Raw genomic sequence first — 23124 nt, forward strand, 5'->3', positions numbered from 1 at the left:
ATTACATCACGCCTTCCACACCGCGCGCTCTAGCTAACACGTTTTGCGTATTGGTTGCCGGGCAAACACCACAAGCCGTGCATTTTTCATATGTGCAGTCGGACGTTGTTTCCCCTTTAGACGCGCGCTTTCGCTCAAGTTGCAAATACTTGGTTGATACCCCAGCTGAAATATGCGCCCACGGCATAACATATTCAGGCTCATACTGCGCAGCGGCTATTTGCTCGGGGTCTATGCCAGTGTCGGCAGCCGCCTGTCGCCAAGCGCCTTCGTTGAAAAGTTCAGTCCACGCATCAAAGCATGCACCATGTCTCCATGCAGCTTCAACCAAATCAGCACAATTGCGCCCGCCGCGACTCATTACAGCCTCAACAAAACTCGCCTGCGGATCGTGATAACTAATTCGAACCGCACGGTGTCGAACAGAATGCCGCAAAAGCCCCACGCGCCTAAGCGCCTCTTCGCAGGTAATCTGCCCATCCCACTGAAACGGTGTCTGCGCCTTCGGCACGAAAACTCCAACGCTGACAGTCATAGCAAGCGCCCCGCGCTGTTCGGGCGGCGTGGCTTCCTTCATGCGCTCGTATGCCCTATCAGCCAGATCGGTTATACCAAGCACGTCTTCATCTGTCTCACCGGGAAGACCTATCATAAAGTAGAGCTTACATCTGCGCCAACCAGCTGCACAAGCTGCATCAATTGCGCAAAACAAATCGTCTTCAGTAACGTTTTTGTTTATTATGTCGCGAAGGCGCTGCGTGCCTGCCTCTGGAGCAAATGTCAGACCGCCCTTTTTCTGCCCGGCAACCAAATCAGCCATTTTCACACCAAAAGAATCTAAGCGCTGCGAAGGCACCGATATGCGAACTCCACGCCCTTCGCATGCCTTGTTCAAGCGCTGCAAAATTTCCTCTATCTGAGAATGGTCGGTGGTCGAAAGCGACGTTAGCGACACTTCATCGTAGCCAGTCTGTTCAAGCCCGCGCAGAACCGCCGAAACAATATTGTCCGCCGAGCGCTCACGTATAGGTCTATACATCATTCCAGCCTGACAGAACCTGCACCCCCTAGCACACCCGCGCAAAACTTCAACATTCAATCTGTCGTGCACGGCTTCAACATAGGGCACTATGCAGGGCTCCCAAGCATCCGATTCGGCAAAACCCTCAAACACGCGCCGCACAATTTGCGCAGGCACGCCATCTTCTGCAGGCACAACCCACGCGCCCTGCTTTTGCGCATCCTGTTCATTTAGCTGCCTATAAAGCGAAGGCACATATGTACTCTGAATATCAACTAAAGCCCGCAATATATCTTTACGCCGCGCGCCCGCTCTGCGCAGCGTGCGCACCGTTTGAACTATTTCGGGTACAGATTCTTCGCCCTCGCCTATAGAAATAGCGTCAAAAAACGGCGCGTAAGGCTCGGGGTTCATAGCGCACGGTCCGCCAGCTATTACTATAGGGGCATCTTCGGCGCGATCGGCTGCACGCAGCGGAATGCCTGCCAAATCTAGCGCTTCCAGCACATTTGTTGCCGCAAGTTCATGAGGAAGCGTTATTCCCACAACATCAAATTCGTGCAAAGGCGCACAGCTTTCTAGCGAAAACATTGGAATGTTTGCCTTGCGCATTGCACAAGCCATATCGGGCGCGGGAAGAAATGCGCGCTCAGAAGCCACATTTTCAAGCTTAGCAACAGCATTTACCAGTATTCGAATAGCCTGATTTGGCTGCCCTAGCTCGTAAGTGTCTGGGTAAACCATGCAAAACGCAAAATCGCTGTTGGCGCGGGGCTCAAAAGCGCCCCATTCGCTACCAATATAGCGAGAAGGACGTTCAATTTGGCGCAGAAGAGGTTGGAGGCGCTGCCATAAATTAGTCTTTATCATCGGCGAGCCGCTTTACCGAAAACCATGCCAGCCGCGCCTTTAACGCCACTTTTAGCTGCGCGTATAACTGCTTTGCCAGTAGGCGTTGCACTGGCTTTTTGCGCAATATCAACCGCCTCACCAGTGGCTTGCTTCACTACATTAGCAAGACCAGCAGCATTGCCGCCCACTTCGAAATATTCTATAGCCGCCCTGCCTACAGCTTCGGTAGCCGCAAAACCAACAGCAGCGCTTATGGCAAATCCCGCAAAAGGCACCGCCTTCGCAAAACTGCGCGCCAAACTGCGACAAAGAAAAGCATTGCCCACCAAAGCCGCCAATTCGGGAAGACGAGTTTTATCTAGTGGCTGACCATATACCGCCGCTATTTGCATAAGCATTTTCGCCTGATTAAGCGTCATTATAGGCATGTCGGCACCGGGTATTATGGGCAGCAAACCTACGCCAGCATTTTGAAGCGACGTAGACGTTATAGCTTCGCGCGCAAGCGGTCGCCTAACGAACGGAAACGCATGCGCAAACGCCAGCTTGCGATCGGGGCACGCAGCTATAATCCAGTTCCCAATATTTGAAACAAATTCGCTCTTAGAATCTTCAGTTAATTCAATTATCTCACCTGCAGGCAGCGCGAAGGCATCGGCGCCGCCCTTCTGAAACGACATCTTGGAAGGCGTGCGCAAAGGAGAAATAAGATCGCCTGTAGGAATGGGGTAACCATTAGCGCGCGTTATATCTTCTACTATTTTAGGCATAGTGGTAGCCACCATTACCGGCACACCTGCGTCTCGAATAGACGCTGCATCTTTACCTATGCAATCGTTTAAGCCGCCTACAATAACAGCCATATCATCGCGAGGATGCGGCTCTATATGCTCGTCTATATAAGAAACAGACACACGAGCATTATCGCCAGTAGCGCCAGCAAACAACCCGCGTACAAATGCTACACATTCACCCGCAGCCGTATCATCTATATAAACCGACACCGAAATAGGTGTCTTTACTGCATCTTCAGTATTCGTTGCCGCCTTCAGCAAAGCTCCTACATCAACGGGCAGAGCCATATTGCATTCCCCTTCCCAACTTAGATTCGTGACAATACACTGAACCTATTAACCCTAACATGATGAAATTCACCACCATGAACGAAGAACCGTAGCTAACGAATGGCAGCGGAATACCGGTAATAGGCATAAGCCCGCAACACATTCCTATGTTTTCAAGTATCTGGAACAGCCACATACCAACAATGGCACATACGATAAGCATTCCGAATAAATTGCCGCAACTGCGGGCAATTCGAATACAAACAAACACAAGAGAAGCATAAAGCGCTATAAGTACCAATACTCCAACAAAGCCCAATTCCTCAGCCAGCACGCAGAAGATGAAGTCTGTCGGCGCTTCAGGCAAAAAGCCTAGCGAAGATTGGGTGGAAGAACCCAAGCCCTTTCCGAAAAGACCACCTGAACCTATAGCTATCATGGCTTGCTGTAAGTTATAAGCATCAGAGCTATAATCGGCATTGCCTTGGTTCATAAACACAAACAGGCGCTTGCGCTGGTAATTCTTCAAAAGTCTGTATTCTATGGTGCCGTCGTCGGTTTCGTATTTCAAAAACTCGTCTACAAAAAATACTGCCGCTATAACCGCAATAAGCAGCACAATGGTCGCAATTATATACTTCGCACGCGCACCGCCCATAATAAGCACCGTGGCTGCTATAAACATATACACCAAACCAGTGCCAAGGTCGGGCTGCGTCATAATGCACAAAAACGGTATGGCAAGTAGCCCTACAACTTTGCAGTATTCCTTAAAATCGTCCAATTTGCCGCCGTATCGGGCAACCAAACTGGACGCAAACAGCACCACTGTAACTTTTGCAAATTCGCCCGGCTGTATTTGCGTGCCTATGTTTATCCACGAGGTTGCGCCCATAGTGGTAACACCTATAACCGGAAGATGCGGCGACAAAATTAGCACAACGGTTATAACCAAAAGAGGCACAAATGCGCCGGCAAGTTTTCGATAGTCGAAAGCCCACACTATAGCCATTAGTATTAGCCCTGCGCAAACTCCGGCAGCCTGCCGCGTGAAGCTGTAGCGTTCGTAGCCTTGAACAGCCGACCAGCATACAACCAAACCAAAGCCCACCAACAATATAACTACCACAACAAAAGACCAAGGTATTATGTTTGAAAACGGCAGCGGACGACGGTTCGAAGGTTTTGGTGCAGAATACTTCTCGCGCCCACGCTTGCCCTTAGACGGCGCAGCAATACCGACCGAGTCAATCTGAGGAAGCGGCATTATTCCTCACGCCCTTCATCAGCCGAGAAATTCAACACGAGCGACTTGCCAGACGAACCAGCCACGCGCCCAACTTCTCCATCTTCGCCCGCATCGGCACGCATAGCCGCACCTAGCACTTGCGCGACAACCTTCGCCGCAGTTTTGCTGCCACTACGACCCTGTTCAAGAATGCAAGCCACCACATATTTCGGATTATCGTAGGGAGCATATGCCACAAACCAAGCATCGTCTGCTCTGTCGGTGTGTTCTGCCGTGCCCGACTTACCAGCCGCCTGCAAACCTTCTTCGTCAAACATGTCGCGAACTTTATCGTTATAAATAATCATGCCGCGCAAAGCATTGCGTACATAATTCAAATCGTCCAAGTTAACATCGGGTTCGGCAAGCACCTCTGGTTCAAACGTCATAGCCACATCGCCAGCGGCATTGCGCACCTCTTTCAGCAGATGCGGCTTCATAATTTTGCCGGTAGATATTCCGCAATAACCTGCAGCAACCTGCAGCGGCGTTACCAATATATCGCCTTGTCCAATAATCATATTAGTGTAGTCGCCGCCGCGCCATGTCGCCTCAGAGGGAACGTTTCGCCAATGCTCGGCTTTCCATTCAGGCGTTGGCACACGCCCCACCGACTCATTCTTCAAATCTATACCGGTAGCTTTACCAAAATTGTACTTCTCGACATATTCCTGAAGTGCCGTAGCGGAAATTTCGCCCGTACCATCGGGACCATGATCGTAAAACGCCTTAGCTATTTCGTAGAATACGGTGTCGCATGAATGAATAATACCGCCACTAAGATCTAGCGTGCCATGACCTTTATGTTCCCAGCACCATTGCGGGGCGCCCGTGTTAAAACCGTCCCACTTGCCAGTGCATGTCCAATAAGAACTTTCGGTAGCATAGCCGTATTCCATTCCAGCCATAGATGTAAAGGCTTTGAATGTAGATGCCGCAGCATATTGCCCATTAATAGTGCGATTAAGCATGGGCGCGTGCGATTCTTCGGTATTGTATAAATCCCATATATCCTGCGGAATTCCGTTTGTGAAATTCGACGGATCGAAGGTTGGGTAGCTTGCCATAGCAAGCACACCACCATCGCGCGCATCAAGCGCAACTACCGCACCGGCAACACCACTACCTGTGCCTATCTCGCCTGTAGGGGCTATCATTTTTGCAAGCGCCTGATCGGCGGCATACTGTATTGCGGAATTTATCGTTAGATATATGTCTGAACCTTGCGTTGGTGCAGTTTCGCTAGTAACCGACACAACATTTCCCGACGCATCAACCATAACGTTGCGTTGACCTTTTTCACCAGAAAGCACATTGTCGTAAAACGCTTCTATGCCGCTTTTCCCAAGAATGTCATTTGAATCTATTTCGCGCCCTTCCACCGTTACTGACAATTCATCTTCGGTGGGAGAACCGGTGTAGCCTAGCACGTGTGCTGCAAGCGCAGCATTCGGGTAAGCGCGCACTGTGCGCGTTTCAACGCTAACGCCCGGAAAGGCATCTGCGTGTTCGGAAATGAAAGCGACGTCGCGCAAGCGAACATCGGATGCTATTATGCGCTGACTTTGCGCCCCGTGCGAAGTGTCCGCTAGGCGCTGCCGCACAATTCCCACAGGCAGCCCTAGAACTGAAGACAACCTGCGTATAGTGTCGTAAGAATCGGATACTTCCGACTCGGCTAGCACCGTTTGACTGGCGCGATTTGTTACAAGCACGCGACCATTGCGATCGAAAATGCTTCCGCGAGGTGCCGGTGTGCGCACGGTCGTATACAGATTTTTCTCTGCCTCGCTGGAATATTCGCCCGAGTTCATTATCTGCATAGACCACAGTTTTGCCCCAAGAGTAGCAAATATTGCTGCAGCCAAAATGCCCAGAACTCCGAAGCGCTTAGACAACCCATCCGATGGCTTTGCGGTTGCTGCCTCACCCGATTTTACACGTATGTCTTCATCATCTTCTGCGCCAACACCGACAGTATCTAAGGTAGACATATCGGATACAGTAGTGGCATGCGTTTCGACATAGCGTTGCCGCAGCACAACAATAACGGCTACTATACATACCGCTATTACTGCTGCAATTATTCCTGCCAAAACGGCAACAAGCACGTCTTAACTCCACTTCCATCGGCGCACAGCACACAAGCTAGTGCATGCGCATCTGGTTTTCGCCAAGCTGCATCAAACGCAAAAGCAGCGGAAACATAACTAGCGCCAACACAGCATCGTATATGCCACAAGGCAGCGCACGCCCTACGAGTGCTTCCAAAATGCTAACATCCATTCCGCACGCAATAATTAGTATGCCGTACACAATATTGGATATTAGCGACCCTGCAATAATAAGCACAATAGGCATAAATAAAGTATCGTTATCTAACACAACTGACAAACGCGACAACGCAAATGCCATTAGCGTACATATTAGCGCCATAGCGCCCACTGGTCCTGTACCCATAAGATCGAATATAAGCCCCAGTAAAAACGGCATAACAAGACCGCTTTCAGGGCGCGACACAGCCAAAGCCAAAACATATGCCAGTATGAAATTTGGCAGCGCCGAAGCTATCTCCATTGCAGGCGCTACAGTTGCTTGCAAAACTACAGCTATAACGGCACCAATTATAGACACGATAAGCGGCTTGTTATTCATTTGAACCACCGCCGTTTGAGCCCGCCGAACCAGATGCAGAACTGCCGCTGCTGTTATTACCAGATGAACGATTCGCCGACGAATCGCCCTTAGCATTAAATATAACTGTCACTTCTTCTAGCACTTGCGATGTTTCGTTCGGGGAAACATATATAGTTCTTGAGCCATCGCCTGCAGAGCCCTCTATGCGCACTATAGTGCCAATAAGCAAGCCCTTTACGTAGCTGCCGCCAAGTCCGCTTGTTAAAACCACATCGCCCACTTGAAGATTAACCGACGCATCAATATTTTGAAGCGTTAGTTGCCCGGAAAGTGAGCCTCTTACAATGCCCTCAGCCCGGCTAGATTGCACTAACGCCGCCGCACCCGATTTCGGATCGGTCAGCAAACGCACAGTAGAAGAGCCCGGCTGCACAGATATAACCTGCCCGACAACGCCCGCCGGTCCCACAACAGTAAGACCAGTTTCCACCCCGTTATTAGAGCCAATATCTACAGTTACCGTCTGATTCCAAGCATCGGTAGAGCGTCCTATAACACGCCCGCTTACACCCTCTATTTCATAGGTGTCTTTCAGCTCAAGCAAACCCTGCAGACGCTCAGCCTCTTGCCTGTATTCTTCGCTTTGAGTAAGAAGCTCTGTCAACTCGGCATTGCGCTCACGCAGAGCTGAAAGTGTCTCTTCGCTAGCGCTTGCATCGCTTATAGCTTCCCCTGCATCCTCAACCGCAGCCCCAGCGGGTGCGCTTAGCAATTCAAGCGGCGCAAATACTGCATGAGCAGCCGACTGAATGCTATGCAAAAGTCCGCTTTCACCTTCGCGAGAATACACAGTAACCATTGCAAATGAAATTACCACCAACACAATAAGAACCACACGTGTCAGACGCGGATCCTTCATGTCTTGGAATTGTAGTGCCATTAAGCCACTAACCCTCCTGCTGCCTATTTCGAGCGCATTAATGTCTGACGCAGCGCAGTAGGTGTCTCTAGTACCTTCAAGCAACCCGAAACTACATTCGTCAAAGCCGTCTCGCTTACCCAAACAGGTATTTCCAGCTGATCTGTCAGATATCTGTCTAAGCCAGAAAGCAAGCCGCCGCCGCCGGTTAGCAAAATACCGTTTTGAATGATATCGCTTGCAAGATCGGGGTTTGTAGTCTTGAAAGTGTCTTTAATGTGCAGCACCATTTCTTCAATTGGTGCCTGCAGCGCCGCGCGCACATCTTCCGATTGGATAGTTACTTCTTTGGGCTGCTCGGTATAGACATCTTGTCCAGAAATTATCATGTCGCGTTCGCGCCCGTCTTCAAAAGGCAAAACGCTACCAATTTTTATCTTGATAACCTCGGCCGTGCGCTCGCCTATCTTTATGCCCAAAAGATCGCGCAGATGCATCGCAATAGCTTCATCTAGCCTATTGCCCGCCAAGCGCAAACTAGACGACGAAACAATACCGCCAAGCGATATAACAGCAACCTCTGTTGTACCGCCTCCAATATCTACCACCATGCTACCTGTTGGCTCTGTAACTGGAAGATCGGCACCCATAGCTGCCGCCATAGGCTCTTCTATTAGATACGCCTGACGCGCGCCCGCCTGAATGGCAGCCTCAAAAACCGCACGCTTCTCTACACTGGTGGCACCGCACGGAATGCATATAACAATGCGCGGCTTCGCCTGCCACGGATACTTACGATCGCTTGCTTTGCTGATAAACGCAGAAAGCATAGCTTCCGTAACATCGTAGTCGGCTATAACGCCATCTTTCAGCGGATGTTCAGCCGAAAAAGCATCAGGCGTGTGGTTAATCATGTTTTTCGCTTCATGCCCTACGGCAAGCACCCTATGTGTACTTTTCTCAATAGCTACAACTGAAGGCTCGTTTATTACGATACCCTCGCCCGTAATAGCCACAAGGGTATTGGCAGTACCCAAGTCAATTGCCATGTCGGTTGACATGTTGCCACCAATATTTGCAAATCTATCAAATATCGACATAGAGGAAGTCCCCGTTCGTCAATTACTTATTACAGCACAAACGCAAATTACGATTTTACCATAGCCTATCTGCGCGGGCTCATCTTTGCGCATTTTATGAAGAGTTTTGCGCGAAACCACTAAATACAACCCAGTCGGTAAAATTTTTTGGGGAAAATGGTCAAAACTTCCAGCTTTCCACGGTCAGAAAGGGCAAATAGCCCTCATTGATGCGTCGCCAAATGCTGTTTGCCCAGTGTCCTCCACAATTCAGTTAAGCAATTCGGTCTTTCGACCGTGGAAAGTCGAACTTTTTGACCATTTTGTAAGAAATTCTGCCCCGAGCACCTATTTGTGATAGAACCTGTGCTGTTCGTACTTCGGCTCACAGCATAAGTTGATGCCTAACGTGCGATACAGCCTGCGATCGGTATGCGAAACTATAACCGAGAAAAACGCATCGCATCCGCGCAGTTCATCCAAACACTCTATCAGCTTTTCAGCCAAAGGTTCTGTTACAGAGGAAATAGACAAGGCTATAAGCGTTTCGTCCGAATGTAGGCGCGGGTTGCTAGAATGCAAGTGACCAGTCTTCAAATGACATATCGGCTCGATAGCCTCATCGGTTATAACGTCTATTTCGTCATCCACCTCAGCTAGCGTCTTCAGCGCATTCATGAGAAGCGAACTTGCAGCACCTAGCAAATTGGACGTTTTACCAGTTACTATGCGCCCGTCGGGCAAAACCATAGCGCCGGCAGGTGCACCTGTCATTTCCTCTTTCAACATTGCTGCCGAGCGCGGAGGAAAGCTATTCGCCGCAATTCCCGACTGATTCAAAAGCATTTCCAGCCTTTTCACAGTATCTGTTCCAACGCCGGTTTCTTTGGCTTCGACCGCATGATGGAAATAACGACGCATAATCTCTAAGTTGGCGGCTTCGCGCACAGCTTCATCGTCGTAAATTGCATGCCCTGCCATATTTACGCCCATGTCGGTCGGAGAAAGATACGGACTTTTTCCCATAATCTTTTCCAGCATGGTTTTAAGCACGGGGAAAATTTCTATATCGCGGTTGTAATTTACAGTGGTTGTGCCATATGCCTCCAAATGGAATGGGTCTATGGCGTTTGAATCGTCTAAATCTACCGTGGCAGCTTCATATGCTATGTTCACCGGATGCTGCAAAGATAAGTTCCAAATGGGAAATGTTTCATACTTTGCATACCCTGCATTTATGTTGCGTTTGTGCTCGTGATATAACTGCGACAAACAAGTTGCCATTTTGCCAGAGCCGGGACCGGGCGCTGTTACTACCACTAGCGGGCGCGTTGTAGGAATGTAGTCGTTTTTGCCATAGCCTTCGTCGCTTACTATGTGGTCTATATCGTAGGGATAGCCAGCAATTGGGTAATGCAAACTGTGCGCAATTCCAAGCGAATCTAGGCGGCGGCGAAAAGCATCGGCTGCAGGCTGGCTGGAATAGTGCGTTATTACTACGTTGCTAACAAGAAATCCTAAGCTTTGCAGCACATCCATCAGTCGCAAAACGTCTTCATCGTAAGTTATTCCCAAGTCGCCGCGTTTTTTGTTCGACTCTATGTGGTTCGCATTCACCGCGATTATTATTTCTAAGTCGTCTACCATAGACTGCAACATGCGTATTTTGCTATCGGGCTCGAAGCCGGGCAAAACGCGCGAAGCGTGCAAATCGTCAAAAATTTTCCCGCCAAACTCTAGGTATAGTTTGCCGCCAAAATGCGATATACGCTCACGAATTCTCTCTGCCTGCATCGTTATATATTTCGCATTGTCAAAACCTTCGCGCATTATGCCTCCCAAAATCGCAGCGGAGTTTTGCCGACGTGGTTGCTTGGAGTGGCTAGGCGACATTTGAAGCGGTTCTGCAATTTAAGCCAACCCCTTAACATCTATGCAACAAACTAGTGGGAGTATAACTCATATGTGTGTGCAATCGCGCAAAATAAGGCGAAGGCAGCGAAGGATTGGAAGAATATGACCAAGCATATCTTCGTTACCGGCGGTGTAGTTTCATCGCTTGGGAAGGGAATTACGGCGGCGTCTTTGGGGCATCTGTTGAAGGCGCGCGGCTACAAAGTGACTATGCAGAAAATGGACCCGTATCTAAATGTTGATCCGGGCACTATGAGCCCTTTTCAGCACGGCGAAGTGTTCGTTACTGAAGATGGGCACGAAGGCGACCTAGACCTTGGACACTACGAGCGCTTTATCGACGAAAACCTATCTCGCGAAAGCAATTTTACGCAGGGCAGCATATATCAAACTTTGATAAGCCGCGAACGTCGGGGCGATTTTCTGGGTGGCACCGTGCAGGTAATTCCGCATGTAACTGAAACAATAAAAGAGCGCCTGCGCCGCATAGCTGAACAGTCGGGTGCCGATATTGTTATATCTGAAATTGGTGGCACCATAGGCGATATCGAAAGCCTGCCATTTATAGAAGCGGCGCGCCAGTTCAAAAAGGAAAACACGCCGGGCGATGTTTTGTTTATACACGTTACGCTGGTTCCCTATATTGCTGCCGCGCACGAGGTAAAAACGAAGCCCACCCAGCACTCCGTTAAGGAATTGCGCAGCCTTGGGGTGCAACCCGATTTCATAGTGTGTCGCTCTGACCACGAAATAAGCGATTCTGTGCGCGAAAAAATAGCGCTGTTTTGCGACGTTAACCCCGAAGAAGTGCTGGCATGCGTAGATGCGCCCAGCATTTACGAGGTGCCGATAAGCTTATACGAACAGGGCTTCGATGCAATGGTGCTAAATCGTATGGGGCTTTCTCCCCACAGAGCCGACCTGTCCGATTTGCGCAATTTCCTAGATGCCGCGCAGCGCTGCAGCGGAGAAGTTGACATAGCCGTGGTGGGCAAGTATGTAAGCCTTCCCGATGCGTATCTTTCGGTTATAGAGGCACTAAGACACGCAGGCGTTGCGCATGGCAAGCACGTAAACGTGCACTTGGTAGATGGCGAAACGCTAAGCGACTCAAATGCTGCCGACACATTAGGTCAGATGGATGGCATTCTTGTGCCGGGCGGTTTTGGGCAGCGCGCGTTCGAAGGAAAGATAGCTGCTGCGCACTACGCGCGTGAAAATAACATTCCATATTTGGGAATTTGTTTGGGGCTGCAAGCGGCAGTATGTGAATTCGCACGCAATGTAGCAGGGCTTGAAGGCGCAACTTCTGCCGAATTTGACGAAGAAGCCACCAACTGCGTTATAGATTTAATGCCCGAGCAAGAAGATGTGGAAGACAAGGGCGGCACTATGCGGCTTGGGTCGTATCCGTGTAAGGTTATGCCGTCTACAAAAGCAGCGGCGGCATATGGAGAGGCGCTGGTATATGAGAGGCATCGCCATCGCTATGAGGTAAACAATGCTTTTCGCGATGCTCTTACAAGTGCGGGGCTTGTTATAAGTGGTCTTTCGCCCGACGAGCGCCTAGTGGAAATGGTGGAATTGCCCGAACATGTCTGGTTTGTGGCTAGCCAAGGGCATCCTGAATTTAAGAGTCGTCCGCACAGACCGCATCCGCTATTTCGCGATTTCGTGGGGGCAGCCATAGCGCACCAAGCAAATTAAGCCGCAACGGCGCTGTTGCGCGACGGGGTTAGCGTGCGCCGCTGTTGCGCGATGGTGTTAGCCACGCGACGCCGCTGTTGCGCGATGATGCTAGCCGCAGCGGCACCGCCGCGCGACCGCATTATCCGTACAGCACCGCCGCGCGACCGCATTAGCAACACGGCACCGCCGCGCGACCGCATTATCCACGCACCGCTGCTGTGCGCTAAACTTAGCGCATGGAGATAAACGAACTTATTCAGGAATACATTTCGTTTCTGCGCATAGAACGCGGAGCATCTCCCCTTACGGTTAAGAATTATTCCCACGACCTTGCACTTTATGAAGAGCATCTGCGTGAAATGGGGATTACGCATCTGCAAGATATAGATCGCGCCGCCGTGCTAGATTTTGAAGCCTCCATTATGAAACAGGGCTATTCCGTAGCCACTTGCAAAAGGCGCATGGCAGCTGTGAAAGCGCTGCATAAATTTGCTATTCGCGAAGACTTCACGCAGGTAAATCCCACATCGGCAATTCCGCTGCCCAAAATGCCCGCGCGCCTACCCGACGTGCTAACAATATCGCAAGTATGCGCAATGCTTGATCTGATGGATGCACCGTCGCCATCTGGCTTGCGCGACCGCGCCATGCTTGAAGTGCTTTACGGATGCGGCTTGCGCGTTAGCGAAACGGCAAACCTGAATTTACGCGATGCGTTTTTGGAAGAAGGCTTCTTACGGGTGTTCGGCAAGGGCTCAAAAGAGCGCATTGTGCCTATAGGAGGCGCGGCGGCGCGCGCGTTAGCAGAATATATCGAAAACGGTCGCACGCCTCTTAGCATGAAGGCAAAAACGTTGCGCCCCGAAGATGCCGGTGCGGTATTTCTAAATTCCCGCGGAGGACGAATAAGCCGCCAAAGCATTCATAAAATAGTTGCGAATGCGGGCAAAGGCGTAGGCATTGAAGGGCTTCATCCGCATACGCTTCGCCATTCGTTTGCCACCCACATGCTTGAAGGTGGTGCCGATTTGCGCGCAATACAGGAAATGTTGGGGCATTCCGATATATCAACCACGCAAATTTACACCCATATAGACCGCACGCATCTGCAAGAGGAATACTACGCTGCCCACCCCCGCGCTTAATTAGTGCATTTATTTAGAAAAAATGGTCAAAACTTCCGGCTTTCCACAGTGAAGATGGTCAATAGCAAGCTTGAATTATGGAGAACACTGGGCAAACAGTGTTCAATGACGCCTCGGCGGGTGCTATTAGGTGTGTTCGACCGTGGAAAGTCGGAAGTTTTGACCAAAAACAGTTTCCAAATTTACTTTGGAAGGAATAAGTAGCAACTTTAGCGCCTACGGAACAGCTTGCACACCTTGTTCCAGATGTTAGTTACAAACGCAGCCTCATGCCAATCGCGCTTTACTGCTGGCGTAAACGTAACCACCAGAGCCGCGCAGCCTGCAACTACTACATATATAAAGGTAATCAGCACATTTCCAGATGCCGCAAAAACAAACGTATCAAGCGCATAGTAAACAGCGCCACCAACAACAGCGCCAGCAAGCCCCACAACAAACGCGCGCACGCACGCTACATACACGCAGCGCATATGCATTTCGCCACGGTAAAAACGACACAAATACGCAAAAGATAGAACATCGCCCACAAGGTAAGACACTATGGTACCAACAGCTATCATTTCCATGCTAAGACCAAGAGTGTCGCGCAAAAATACAGAAGCCAAAATTACGCCAATTTGCAAAAGACTAGCCACAAAAACTATAACCGAGCACACTGTCATCTTGCGGATGCTGGAAAATGCCATCTGAATGTATGTATTCACGCCATAAAATGGCAGCGCAACAGCCATAACAGCTAAATAGCTGGCAATTTGCGACACAGCGTCGCCGGTGAATGCGCCTATGCGATACAACCCAACAAGCGGGCTTGCAAACACAATAAGATACATCGCGAAGGGAATCATAAGGAAGAATATTTGGCTTGACCCGCTTAATATGCCGCGCACAACACCTTTAGTGTCGCCGTCGGCTTGCATGGCTGAAAGCTCGGTAAACATAGCAGTAGCCACAGGAATTGCCAAAAACGAATACGGGAACGTAAACCAAAGGCGCGAATACGCTATAACGCTAGGTCCATTATCGGCAAACGTATACGCCGCCGCATTCCCAACCGACACTACTGCAAAGCCTATAAAGGTATTCAGCAGCGCCGGCACACCAAGTTTTATAGTTTCCCCTAAGCCCGGATCGTGAAAATCGATCCTAGGTTTAAGCACAATACCATTGCGACGCAAACCCGGAAGCTGAATAAACAACTGAATAGCAACGCCCGCAGGATTGCCTATAGCAATTATATAAAGCGCCAATGTGGGGTTTTCTGGTGCCACAAAGGCATATGCAATAAATGTAACAATAACCACCAAATTGTTGAACACAGGTGCAATAGCGCCCCAAATATAGTCGCGGTTGGCGTTTAGCAGCCCAGAAATAATGGAAGATGCACCGTAGAATACCAACTGTACGGCAAAGAATTGGAAGAAAAATACCGATGTAGACATTTCCTCTTGATTTGAGAAAAACGTTTGCGTGTATATAACTTGCGCCGGAAATAAAATGCACAAAAGCGAAAGTATGCCCATTAAAAGAACGACTATCGTTAGCAAATTCGACGCATATCTGCGGCTATAACTTCGCCCCATCTTGCGTTTAATAGACATGTATACCGGAAGAAAAGCTGTGGTAAGCATGCCGCCCATAACCAACTCGTAAAGCATGTTTGGCAGGTTATTCGCCACCTGATACGAACTGGATAAAAACGTTGCGCCCAACGCAAATGCCATAGCCCACGTGCGCGCAAACCCAGTTATACGCGAAATTATGGTGCAGATGCTTATTATGGCAGCCGACGTGCCTATATTTGGACCGTTAGATATTTCATCGGCTTGCGACATGCTTATATGATACCTGAGTATACGCACTCAGATAAGCCACGCTTATAATGTTATCTATACAAAATGCGCTTAGCTATCTTACAAGCGAGAGGTGCAACATGCATGTTTTAGTAGTGCAGAACAGCAATAATAAAGATGCAATAGATGCAGCCATGTTACTGGTGGCTTATTTCATGTCGCAAAAAATTGACTACACAACTTTATCGTCGGACGAATTGTATAGCAAAGACTTCGCTACGCAGGGAAAACTTGCCGCGCGCGATGCTGTGCAATCGTGCGACTTAGCTGTGGTTTTAGGTGGAGACGGCACAATTTTGCGAACAGCGCGTCTTTTGGCAAATAAGGAAACGCCCATTTTGGGAATTAATTTTGGTCACTTAGGTTTTTTGGCAAACAGCGCTGAAGTTGGTGTTGTGGAATTAACGTCGCGCGCGCTTGTTGGCGAGTTGCTATGCGAAAAACGCGCCAATCTAGTATGCCAAGTGGTGTGCGAAGGCGAAAACGACCCCTATATAGATAGCACGCCCAGCCCTAACAGCAGCCCTAACAGCAGCCCCAACAGCGAGCGCGAATTTTTCGCACTAAACGAAATTGCCATTACGCGCGGCGCTATGGGGCGCACGCTAAAATTTGCGCTAGATATATCGGATAGCCGCATTGGAAATTTCGGCGGCGATGGCATAGTGGTTGCCAGCGCAACTGGCTCCACCGCATATGCACTAGCTGCGGGCGGACCGCTTGTAGCACCCAGCTTTAGCGGGCTTATCGCACAACCCATAGCGCCACACACGCTATCGGCGCGCACGGTGGTAACTAACCCTAACGATGTTGTGTGCATAGAACTTCTGCGCGATGTAGATGCGCAGGCCGCCACCATATTAGCCGATGGCGACCTACTTGAAACTGAATGCCCAATAAAGCGCGTCTACATACGCAAAGGCAGCACTCCTACCAACTTGCTATACGCCGATGCAGGGCACTTCTACAACTATGCTGCAAAAACTTTCTTTGCAGGATAGCTGGCTTATCAACACGCGCTAGTCTTCTTTGCGCCGGCGGCTACGGTTGCCAGACAGAACCGCTACGCCAGCCGCTCCACATGCAAGCGCCATAAGAAGCGTGCATGCAGGCGCATTTAAGTCTCCTGTTTTGGCTAGCGCCTGCAAACGACGTATTTCGCGCGAAGCCTTGGTATTGCTGCCCGAATACGGCACCGGTCCAAACTCTACAACTAAAGTATGGTCTGCCTGCACGTTGCTAAACGTGTAAGAAGACATATTCCAATCTTGCTTTTTGCCATCAACGACAATGTTAGCCACGCGCCAGCTTTCATTCTTAGGCTTGAAATGGAATGTAAATTCGCCTCCCCGCTTCACAGACTGCACAGACTCTTCAACAATAGAACCATAATTGTCATTAGCCACGCTAGCTACAAGGGTAAAAGTATCCTCGCCCATCAACTTGAATCGCACATGCACAATTAAATCGTCTGTCATTTCGCGCAAATTCTTTGACGGAACAGTAAGCTCGTACAATTTCTGCTTCACCTGCGCCTCGTCAGCGTAAGCATATTCAGCCCCGCTTAACAGTGCAGCTATAGAGCGACTTTCATTAACCTGCGGCGTTACGGAAGCAACGCGTATGTTTTTGTTTTCCGCATTAGCAAGTGTTTGCTTGCCTTTCTCAGAAAGCCCGCTTTCTGTGCGGTCTTCAAGCCATCCATCGGGCACTTCGCTATCGTTTAGACGCACATAATCTAAGTCGCTACCTTCTAAGGGCGTTATAACAATCATTAAATCCTCTGCGCCACTATCGCCCACAAGCCACGAATAAACCCCGCCATGCGTGGCTATGCCCTCACCGCCACCAGTATCTATAACTACCTGTATTTGGCGTGCTTTTTCTATTCCGAACTGCGGTTTAACACTATTCCCCAGCCGCAAAAAGTTAACCGTTTTTGTAACGGGATCGAACGTGAAGATGGTAGTAGCGCCTTCCTTGTTCGGATAGTAGTACGTGTACAAGCCATCCGCATCCGCGCCTTCCCTATCAAGCCCATCGGGCGATAACACATAGTCGTGCGGGTTAAACCCATCTCCTGTTGCCGGCTGGCTGCGATCTGTCCAGTAAATGGTGAAGTCGGTGCCGTCAACATTTACAACTACGCTGTCTACTACGTTATATGTGCCATCCTCATTTTTGCCGGGCTTGGGAATTGCGGTCCAATCGCGACCATCGCCATCACCTTCGCCGTCAAAGTCGTTCGATGTGTCGCCGTCACCACTCCAAACGGGGACATCGCTACCGCCGCCGGTAATGGTTCCTTCTCCGTTACCACCCACGTCTCCGCTTATTTCGGTGCTGCTGTCATAGCCCGGGTCTTCGCTAACCTGCTTGAACTTAACAACTACCGTATGGTCAGCGGTTAGGTTTTCAAAAACTATATTTGGGCGCTTGCCGGTAAGATCTACGCTAGATACATCGCCATATTTCGCCGCGTCGGAAGATGCTGCGTCCAAGCCATCTACCGTAACGGCATCTACAGCCCAATATTTACCATCTTGCGCCTCTGCCGGATAGAAATATACTCGCGCCGACGCAACGCCATCAGCATCCTGAGTTACAGTTTGTGTAGGCGTTATTTTGCCGCCATTGCCCTCAACTTTCGTTTCTACCACAAAACTTTTGACCGAAGAAGGCACGCGCTCAAAGCTGTAAAGAACCTCAATTTCTTGGGCGGCATCGGGCGTGGTACTGCTGATAATGTTGCTAGACAGCAATTCGGTCAAACCCACACTAAACGAATATCCATCACCTGCAGGCTTGCCCGTAACGTCTAACACATTACCGTTTTCCCCTTTCAGGGTTATAACAGGGTTGCCGCCCGCATCTTTTTTGATATCGAAGCCACTGTTGGGCGAAGCTTTTATTACAAGCTGGTTGTCGTGGGAAATGTACGTCTGACCGCCTTTAACGCTAGGCATAGTGGCAACTATATCTCCCGCAGAATCGCCGCCGCTCACATTGCCTTTTGAATCGGGCGTGCTGTTGCCATCCACCACAACGTCTATTTTGTAGTCGAGCGCGCGGAAGCTATACACCACCTCAACATCTTCAACAACATTCAGCAATGTAATAGACGGCGCTTCTTCCGCGGAATAGTTAACAATGTTTCCGCTAGCAAAGGTGGCTTTTGCGCCCGTTATTTCGTATCCCAAATTCGGCGCAGCATTCAAAGTTATGTTATCGGTGTTTTTCACGGTGAACGGTCCGGTGCCGCCATTTACGCTGCCTGCGCTAAGCGCTACAGGGTTCGTGTCGCCAGCCTGCATAACGCTAACTGTATGCTGGGGCACCACAATAGTTCCTGCCACATAATTCACTGTAATTTGAAGCGGCGTTGAATAGTTGGAAATGGACAGGTTGTCGCCATCTACAGTGTAAATTTTCGCATCTGCATCGTTTAAGCTGCCATCCGGGTTCACGGGAGTTGCCGTAACCGACTCTACGCGCTTACCCTTGTCGGTGTTGAAGCTAAGCTGAAACGCGCCATCTTTGGGGACTTGATACGTATTGCCAGAACCGCCTTTAGGCGCAACCTCCGCACCGCCTACTAAAACCATCACCTGACTTAAATCTGGCTCTTCACCAGTTTTAATAATTTCTACATCGACCAATTCATCGGGGTTTTCGGGTGCGACAGCCTTTTTCGCAAAAGTAACCTGCACAGTTATATTGCATGAAATGTCGTCTGCATCTAAGCCGAACATTTCACGGCTTAGTTTGGCGAATTTGATTACATTGCCCTGAATAGTAAGCTGCTCGGGGGTAAGCGAAATTTCCGTGCCGCCTGCGCCGCCCGTGCCCGCGCCGCCCGCGCCTGCGCCGCCTTTGAAGATTGCAACATTGCTAACGTAGTACGGCGGCTCGGCACTAATGTTTGGATGCATGGTGAACTGAACATCGGTCGCACCTAAATTGCGCTTATAGCCCTCGGCAGGCAGCACCACATTGCCATCGGTTTCGGCATCTTCAGCAGCACCTTCAACCTTTACTTCAGGCGTGAATGTAAACGCAACATCGTCTTCACTTGGCTTTACAACCTTATGAGTTAGCGCGAAAGTGCCAAACACGCGACCCGCACCCGCAGGCACACCAATTACTGCAACAACGCGCGCCGGCTTACCCGATACTGCGTTTTCATATACATATTGAACACCATCTAAACTTGCATCGGAAGATGCCAGCACAGGGCTTGTTTCCGCGTCTTTTTGCCACAGCAGATGAACGCCCGCCGCGTCAAGCGTTTTGGCTATGTTTTCGGGCGACTTATCGCTTAAAGCGCTAACAGTATCCAAAATTGATGCGCCCGAGGCACCATCATCACTTACAGCATAACCAGATATGTCATAAGTCAGCGCAAGCGTGTCGCTATATACGTCTTTCTCTGAATCGTTCACAATTTTTGGAAGCCACACCGAGCCCTCAGTTATTACCGCATCAAGCCCGGTTGCAAAATCGCCCATTTCTTTGCTGGCAGCAACTTCGTCCACATCTAAAATAGATTCCTTTAGAATGTTGCCTTCAGCTTTCCATATGTAGTTATCCTCAGTTGCGTCTTGCCTGTCGGTTTTGTTCCAATACAGCGGTTGTGTGCGCAATTCGGGATTATAAGAAACGCTAACTACGCGCCTAGTGTCCGCCTCGCCGTTCAGCGTTTTTGAAAGCGAACCGGCATCGTTTGTTACCTCTAACCAGTATGTCCATACGTCATCTGGCTGCATACCAGCGCTGCTTATAGGCAGCTCGAAGGTGTGCTTGCCATCTTTGTCGGTGCCGTCGAATGTAGAGGCGCGGGTAATTTCCGTTGCGCCCGCACCGTCGTTTTTGTCTACATACCAAACATAGCTGTACAAATATTTATCGCCGGAAAGCGACGCGCCCTCGGTGCTGAACTGCAACGTTTCCGTATCCGCGCCCGTAAACACCACGTCGTTGCTTATCTGGGTGAACCGAAAACCAAGCTCGGTGGCTGCAATGTATGCTGTTGTGGAAATTTGGTCATGCTTCTCGGCACCCGCCGGCGTGCTACCCGCATTCGATGGCGAGGCAGCAAACTCGTCAATTTGCTGCTGCGTTTCCTCAACCGAGTTGCCGCCTACGCTGCCAAAGCTGTCGTCTACAGCCTGTTCGTCGGCAGTTTTGTCCAAGCCGTCCGCCGTGGACGCATTCGCAATAATTGGCACCATGCCAACGCATAGTGCCACCGCAACGAACACGCTCAGAATCTTTTTCGTGAAGCATTTCATAGCGAATTCCTTTTCCAAATCCCTTTCCCAGCAAATCCCTTTAGATCGCCATTCCGAACAAAACCTACGCGCGATAGGTCTGGCTTAAACTAGATGCCACGCCCACCAATTTTGTTTGGAATGACGAGCAATCAACTCAGCACCACTAGCGTTACTTTCGCCGCAGCCTGCCCTATTTCTTCCTCGGTTTCAGGGTCTAGCGCTGTGAAAGTGGCTGTTGCCGGGTAAGTGCCCGCGGGCAAATCTACAGCCAGCTTGTCGCTTTGTATGTGGTGGTTCGGCTCTATAATTCCGCTTTCGTACACTTGCTGTCCATCGCTGTCTAGCGTTAAAACAACCTGCATCAAATATCTGTTTCCGGGCACATTTTCTATTTTTATTTCGCCTGCGCTTGTGCCATCTTGGAACTGCACTATTGACGCAATGGATATGTTGAACATTCCCTCATCTACAGTTCTATCAAGTTCTGCCTGAATTTCGTCGGCTGTTTTGCCTTCTAGCTGACCTAAATCGCCCGCACGATTTTTGCCGCCGTTGCACATTTGCATGCCTATAATCACAGCCGCTATAACAGCAAGTATTGCCACCACAATTGCAATCCAGAATACGGGTCCGCGCTTGCGTTTCTTGCCGTTGTCGTTTGTGGTTTGACTTGTGGTCGGCGCTTGATAGCCCATTTGTTGCGCTGCAATGTACTGCGCATACTGCGGCGCGTACTGCTGATAAGCCGCTGCACTGCCTTGCTGTGTGTACGGCTGACCAGCGTAGGGTTGACCCGCATAGGGCTGACCCGCATGTGGCTGACCAGCGTAGGGCTGATTGGCGGCGCTAGGTTGACCAGCGTAGGGCTGACCACCTGCTTGCGGCTGACCTGCCTGCGGCTGATACCCATACGGCAAAGAGCCGGGTTGAGGCGCTTGATTAGCGCCTCTCCCCATGCCATAGCCATGCACCCTAGTGGCACCGTTTTGCGCATCGCCGCACGTCGCCCCAAGATTTGGGTCGTTGTAAGGGTTTTGCGAGTTATTGCTATTCGGTGCCATATCGAGTGTTCCTTTTGTTGTAGGGCGTTAGTGGCTTATGCGCTTTTGTACATATTCCATTGATCGAAGAAACCGTCAGGATTACCATCCGCCATATCTGCGTTATATTGCGGCGCACGCACGGTGAACGTAATTGTGAAAGCCTGAACAAATCCTGTTTTCTCGTTATAATTTAGTAGCTTCGAATTGGCTGCATCAAGCCGTAGACCTAACTCATTAGCCAATACTTTTTCACTCCCGCTAACTGTAACTTTATCGCTATTGTTGCCCTCGCGCGGAATGGTATATGCCACAGGAACGGATTTCATTGTCGATACAATATTATTTGTACTATCACTGCCAACAATATTGACAGCATTTTCGGTTTTTACAAATTCGCGAGCTGCCTTTTCAGTAGCATTAGAATGAGGAGCGCTACTATCAAAATAACCTGCAGTCATATTAGCTTCAATAATGCCATAATTTGCAGAAACTGCACTAGCAGTCTGAATAAAGTCACTACCACTAACATCAGATGGATTCTTTATATTTGCGCTAAAAGTACTTGGATCTTCCTGTACGCCATCAGATTTTCCGTCAGATGCCAACTTACTTGGTAACCAGTCAACTGAAGTAATGTCAGTTGCAATAGTTTTGCCTGCATACAATTCAGTTGCGATGTTAGTAACTACAAGACCAGCCTGATCGTTATTGTTGGTAATGGTATAAATACCCGGGTGCGGAGTCATTAGGTTACCGCCACCCATATCTCCCACCATAACTATCTTCAGAGGAAGCGTTGCATCTATCTGATAGGTGACAGCACCCAGATATGCTTCCGTGCTTGCTGTAGCTTCTTTCTTTTCTACATCGTCACCATCGTTTTTGTCTTTAAAGTTTTCTATTGCACCATTATCCACTTGACCGTATTCATCGACCTTTGGTGCAGGATTATCTTCAGTACTTTCACCTATCTCGTCGAACGGGTCTGTTGGTGCAACAGCAAATGCCGGCAGTGCGGTTCCTACAGCCAGCGCAGCGCTAAGCCCTATAGCGCTCAAAACCTTACTAGTCTTCTTCATGGCTTTTCCTCCTTTAGTTATCAGCCATTTCGTCCTGCTTTTTGTGTTCCGCACGCCTATCGGCGTCCGGAACGGGCCGACGTTGCGACCTTCTGTGACATTTCACCTTGGCGTTCAAGCCATACACCGCCGCACAGAGGCGTGCGGTGCATGTCTTTCGCGCCAATCTGAAACGTCACAGAAGCCCTCACTGTCTTTGCCTGTAATGCATCTCTTCTAAAACCTTTCTTTCAGTTGCTCCAAGGAACTGAAGAGAGCGGGGGTGTGC

16 protein-coding genes are annotated in these 23124 nt (G+C 49.7%); 3 read left to right on the plus strand and 13 right to left on the minus strand.

All coding sequences use genetic code 11. From position 1 onward, the window contains the following. Window position 1: 1 nt before the first annotated feature. From G7Y37_RS03000 to G7Y37_RS03035, 8 genes are all read right to left on the minus strand, one after another. The gene (locus tag G7Y37_RS03000) at window positions 2-1891 is read right to left on the minus strand and encodes a TIGR03960 family B12-binding radical SAM protein (protein ID WP_165061595.1); all 1890 of its coding nucleotides are present in this window, start codon (window positions 1889-1891) and stop codon (window positions 2-4) included. Further along, complete coding sequence (locus G7Y37_RS03005; protein ID WP_165061596.1) at window positions 1888-2955, minus strand: YcjF family protein; 1068 nt, start codon at window positions 2953-2955, stop codon at window positions 1888-1890. The genes G7Y37_RS03000 and G7Y37_RS03005 overlap by 4 nt, the downstream gene beginning before the upstream one ends. Beyond that, window positions 2939-4204, minus strand: coding sequence for an FtsW/RodA/SpoVE family cell cycle protein (locus G7Y37_RS03010; RefSeq protein ID WP_165061601.1), 1266 nt, complete (start codon window positions 4202-4204; stop codon window positions 2939-2941). Before G7Y37_RS03010 ends, G7Y37_RS03005 begins: the two co-directional genes overlap by 17 nt. After that, a complete protein-coding gene (gene mrdA, locus G7Y37_RS03015; RefSeq protein WP_165061604.1) occupies window positions 4204-6336 on the minus strand; it encodes a penicillin-binding protein 2 in 2133 nt (710 codons plus the stop codon). Before mrdA ends, G7Y37_RS03010 begins: the two co-directional genes overlap by 1 nt. Window positions 6337-6373: 37 nt before the next feature. Continuing rightward, window positions 6374-6880, minus strand: coding sequence for a rod shape-determining protein MreD (gene mreD / locus G7Y37_RS03020; RefSeq protein ID WP_165061606.1), 507 nt, complete (start codon window positions 6878-6880; stop codon window positions 6374-6376). Further along, the gene (gene mreC / locus G7Y37_RS03025) at window positions 6873-7802 is read right to left on the minus strand and encodes a rod shape-determining protein MreC (protein ID WP_165061608.1); all 930 of its coding nucleotides are present in this window, start codon (window positions 7800-7802) and stop codon (window positions 6873-6875) included. Before mreC ends, mreD begins: the two co-directional genes overlap by 8 nt. A gap of 23 nt (window positions 7803-7825) precedes the next feature. Then, a complete protein-coding gene (locus tag G7Y37_RS03030) occupies window positions 7826-8881 on the minus strand; it encodes a rod shape-determining protein (RefSeq protein WP_165061610.1) in 1056 nt (351 codons plus the stop codon). Between the two features lie 327 nt (window positions 8882-9208). Continuing rightward, window positions 9209-10690 carry a DUF1846 domain-containing protein gene (locus G7Y37_RS03035; protein ID WP_165061612.1) on the minus strand — a complete coding sequence of 494 codons (1482 nt, stop codon included), beginning with the start codon at window positions 10688-10690 and terminating at the stop codon, window positions 9209-9211. Between the two features lie 186 nt (window positions 10691-10876). Between G7Y37_RS03035 and G7Y37_RS03040 the strand changes: the two genes are divergently transcribed. Next, complete coding sequence (locus G7Y37_RS03040; RefSeq protein ID WP_165061615.1) at window positions 10877-12481, plus strand: CTP synthase; 1605 nt, start codon at window positions 10877-10879, stop codon at window positions 12479-12481. On the opposite strand, the gene G7Y37_RS03045 is transcribed toward G7Y37_RS03040, so the two are convergent. After that, window positions 12478-12663, minus strand: a complete 186-nt coding sequence (locus G7Y37_RS03045) for a hypothetical protein (RefSeq protein ID WP_165061618.1) — start codon at window positions 12661-12663, stop codon at window positions 12478-12480. The two genes, G7Y37_RS03040 and G7Y37_RS03045, sit on opposite strands and share 4 nt — an antisense overlap. Before the next feature lie 36 nt (window positions 12664-12699). On the opposite strand from G7Y37_RS03045, the gene G7Y37_RS03050 reads away from it, so the two are divergent. After that, window positions 12700-13608 carry a site-specific tyrosine recombinase gene (locus G7Y37_RS03050; RefSeq protein ID WP_206214074.1) on the plus strand — a complete coding sequence of 303 codons (909 nt, stop codon included), beginning with the start codon at window positions 12700-12702 and terminating at the stop codon, window positions 13606-13608. Window positions 13609-13817: 209 nt separating this feature from the next. On the opposite strand, the gene murJ is transcribed toward G7Y37_RS03050, so the two are convergent. Next, window positions 13818-15443, minus strand: coding sequence for a murein biosynthesis integral membrane protein MurJ (murJ, locus tag G7Y37_RS03055; RefSeq protein ID WP_165061621.1), 1626 nt, complete (start codon window positions 15441-15443; stop codon window positions 13818-13820). 98 nt (window positions 15444-15541) lie between these two features. Here murJ and G7Y37_RS03060 point away from each other — a divergent pair, with 98 nt between their 5' ends. Next, entirely contained in the window at window positions 15542-16462 is a 921-nt protein-coding gene (locus G7Y37_RS03060; RefSeq protein ID WP_165061725.1) for an NAD(+)/NADH kinase, read from the plus strand. A gap of 18 nt (window positions 16463-16480) precedes the next feature. Here G7Y37_RS03060 and G7Y37_RS03065 read toward each other — a convergent pair whose 3' ends face one another. The 3 genes from G7Y37_RS03065 to G7Y37_RS03075 all read right to left on the minus strand — a co-directional run bounded on the left by G7Y37_RS03065 (window position 16481) and on the right by G7Y37_RS03075 (window position 22856). Further along, window positions 16481-20770 carry a hypothetical protein gene (locus tag G7Y37_RS03065; protein WP_165061624.1) on the minus strand — a complete coding sequence of 1430 codons (4290 nt, stop codon included), beginning with the start codon at window positions 20768-20770 and terminating at the stop codon, window positions 16481-16483. 113 nt (window positions 20771-20883) lie between these two features. Further along, the gene (locus G7Y37_RS09280) at window positions 20884-21795 is read right to left on the minus strand and encodes a hypothetical protein (protein WP_165061627.1); all 912 of its coding nucleotides are present in this window, start codon (window positions 21793-21795) and stop codon (window positions 20884-20886) included. A gap of 35 nt (window positions 21796-21830) precedes the next feature. Beyond that, on the minus strand, window positions 21831-22856 hold the full coding sequence (locus tag G7Y37_RS03075) for a hypothetical protein (RefSeq protein WP_165061630.1): 1026 nt from the start codon (window positions 22854-22856) through the stop codon (window positions 21831-21833). Window positions 22857-23124 lie beyond the last annotated feature (268 nt).

Origin of the sequence: Adlercreutzia sp. ZJ154, from assembly GCF_011039055.1 — a bacterium.
Lineage (GTDB): Bacteria > Actinomycetota > Coriobacteriia > Coriobacteriales > Eggerthellaceae > Adlercreutzia_A.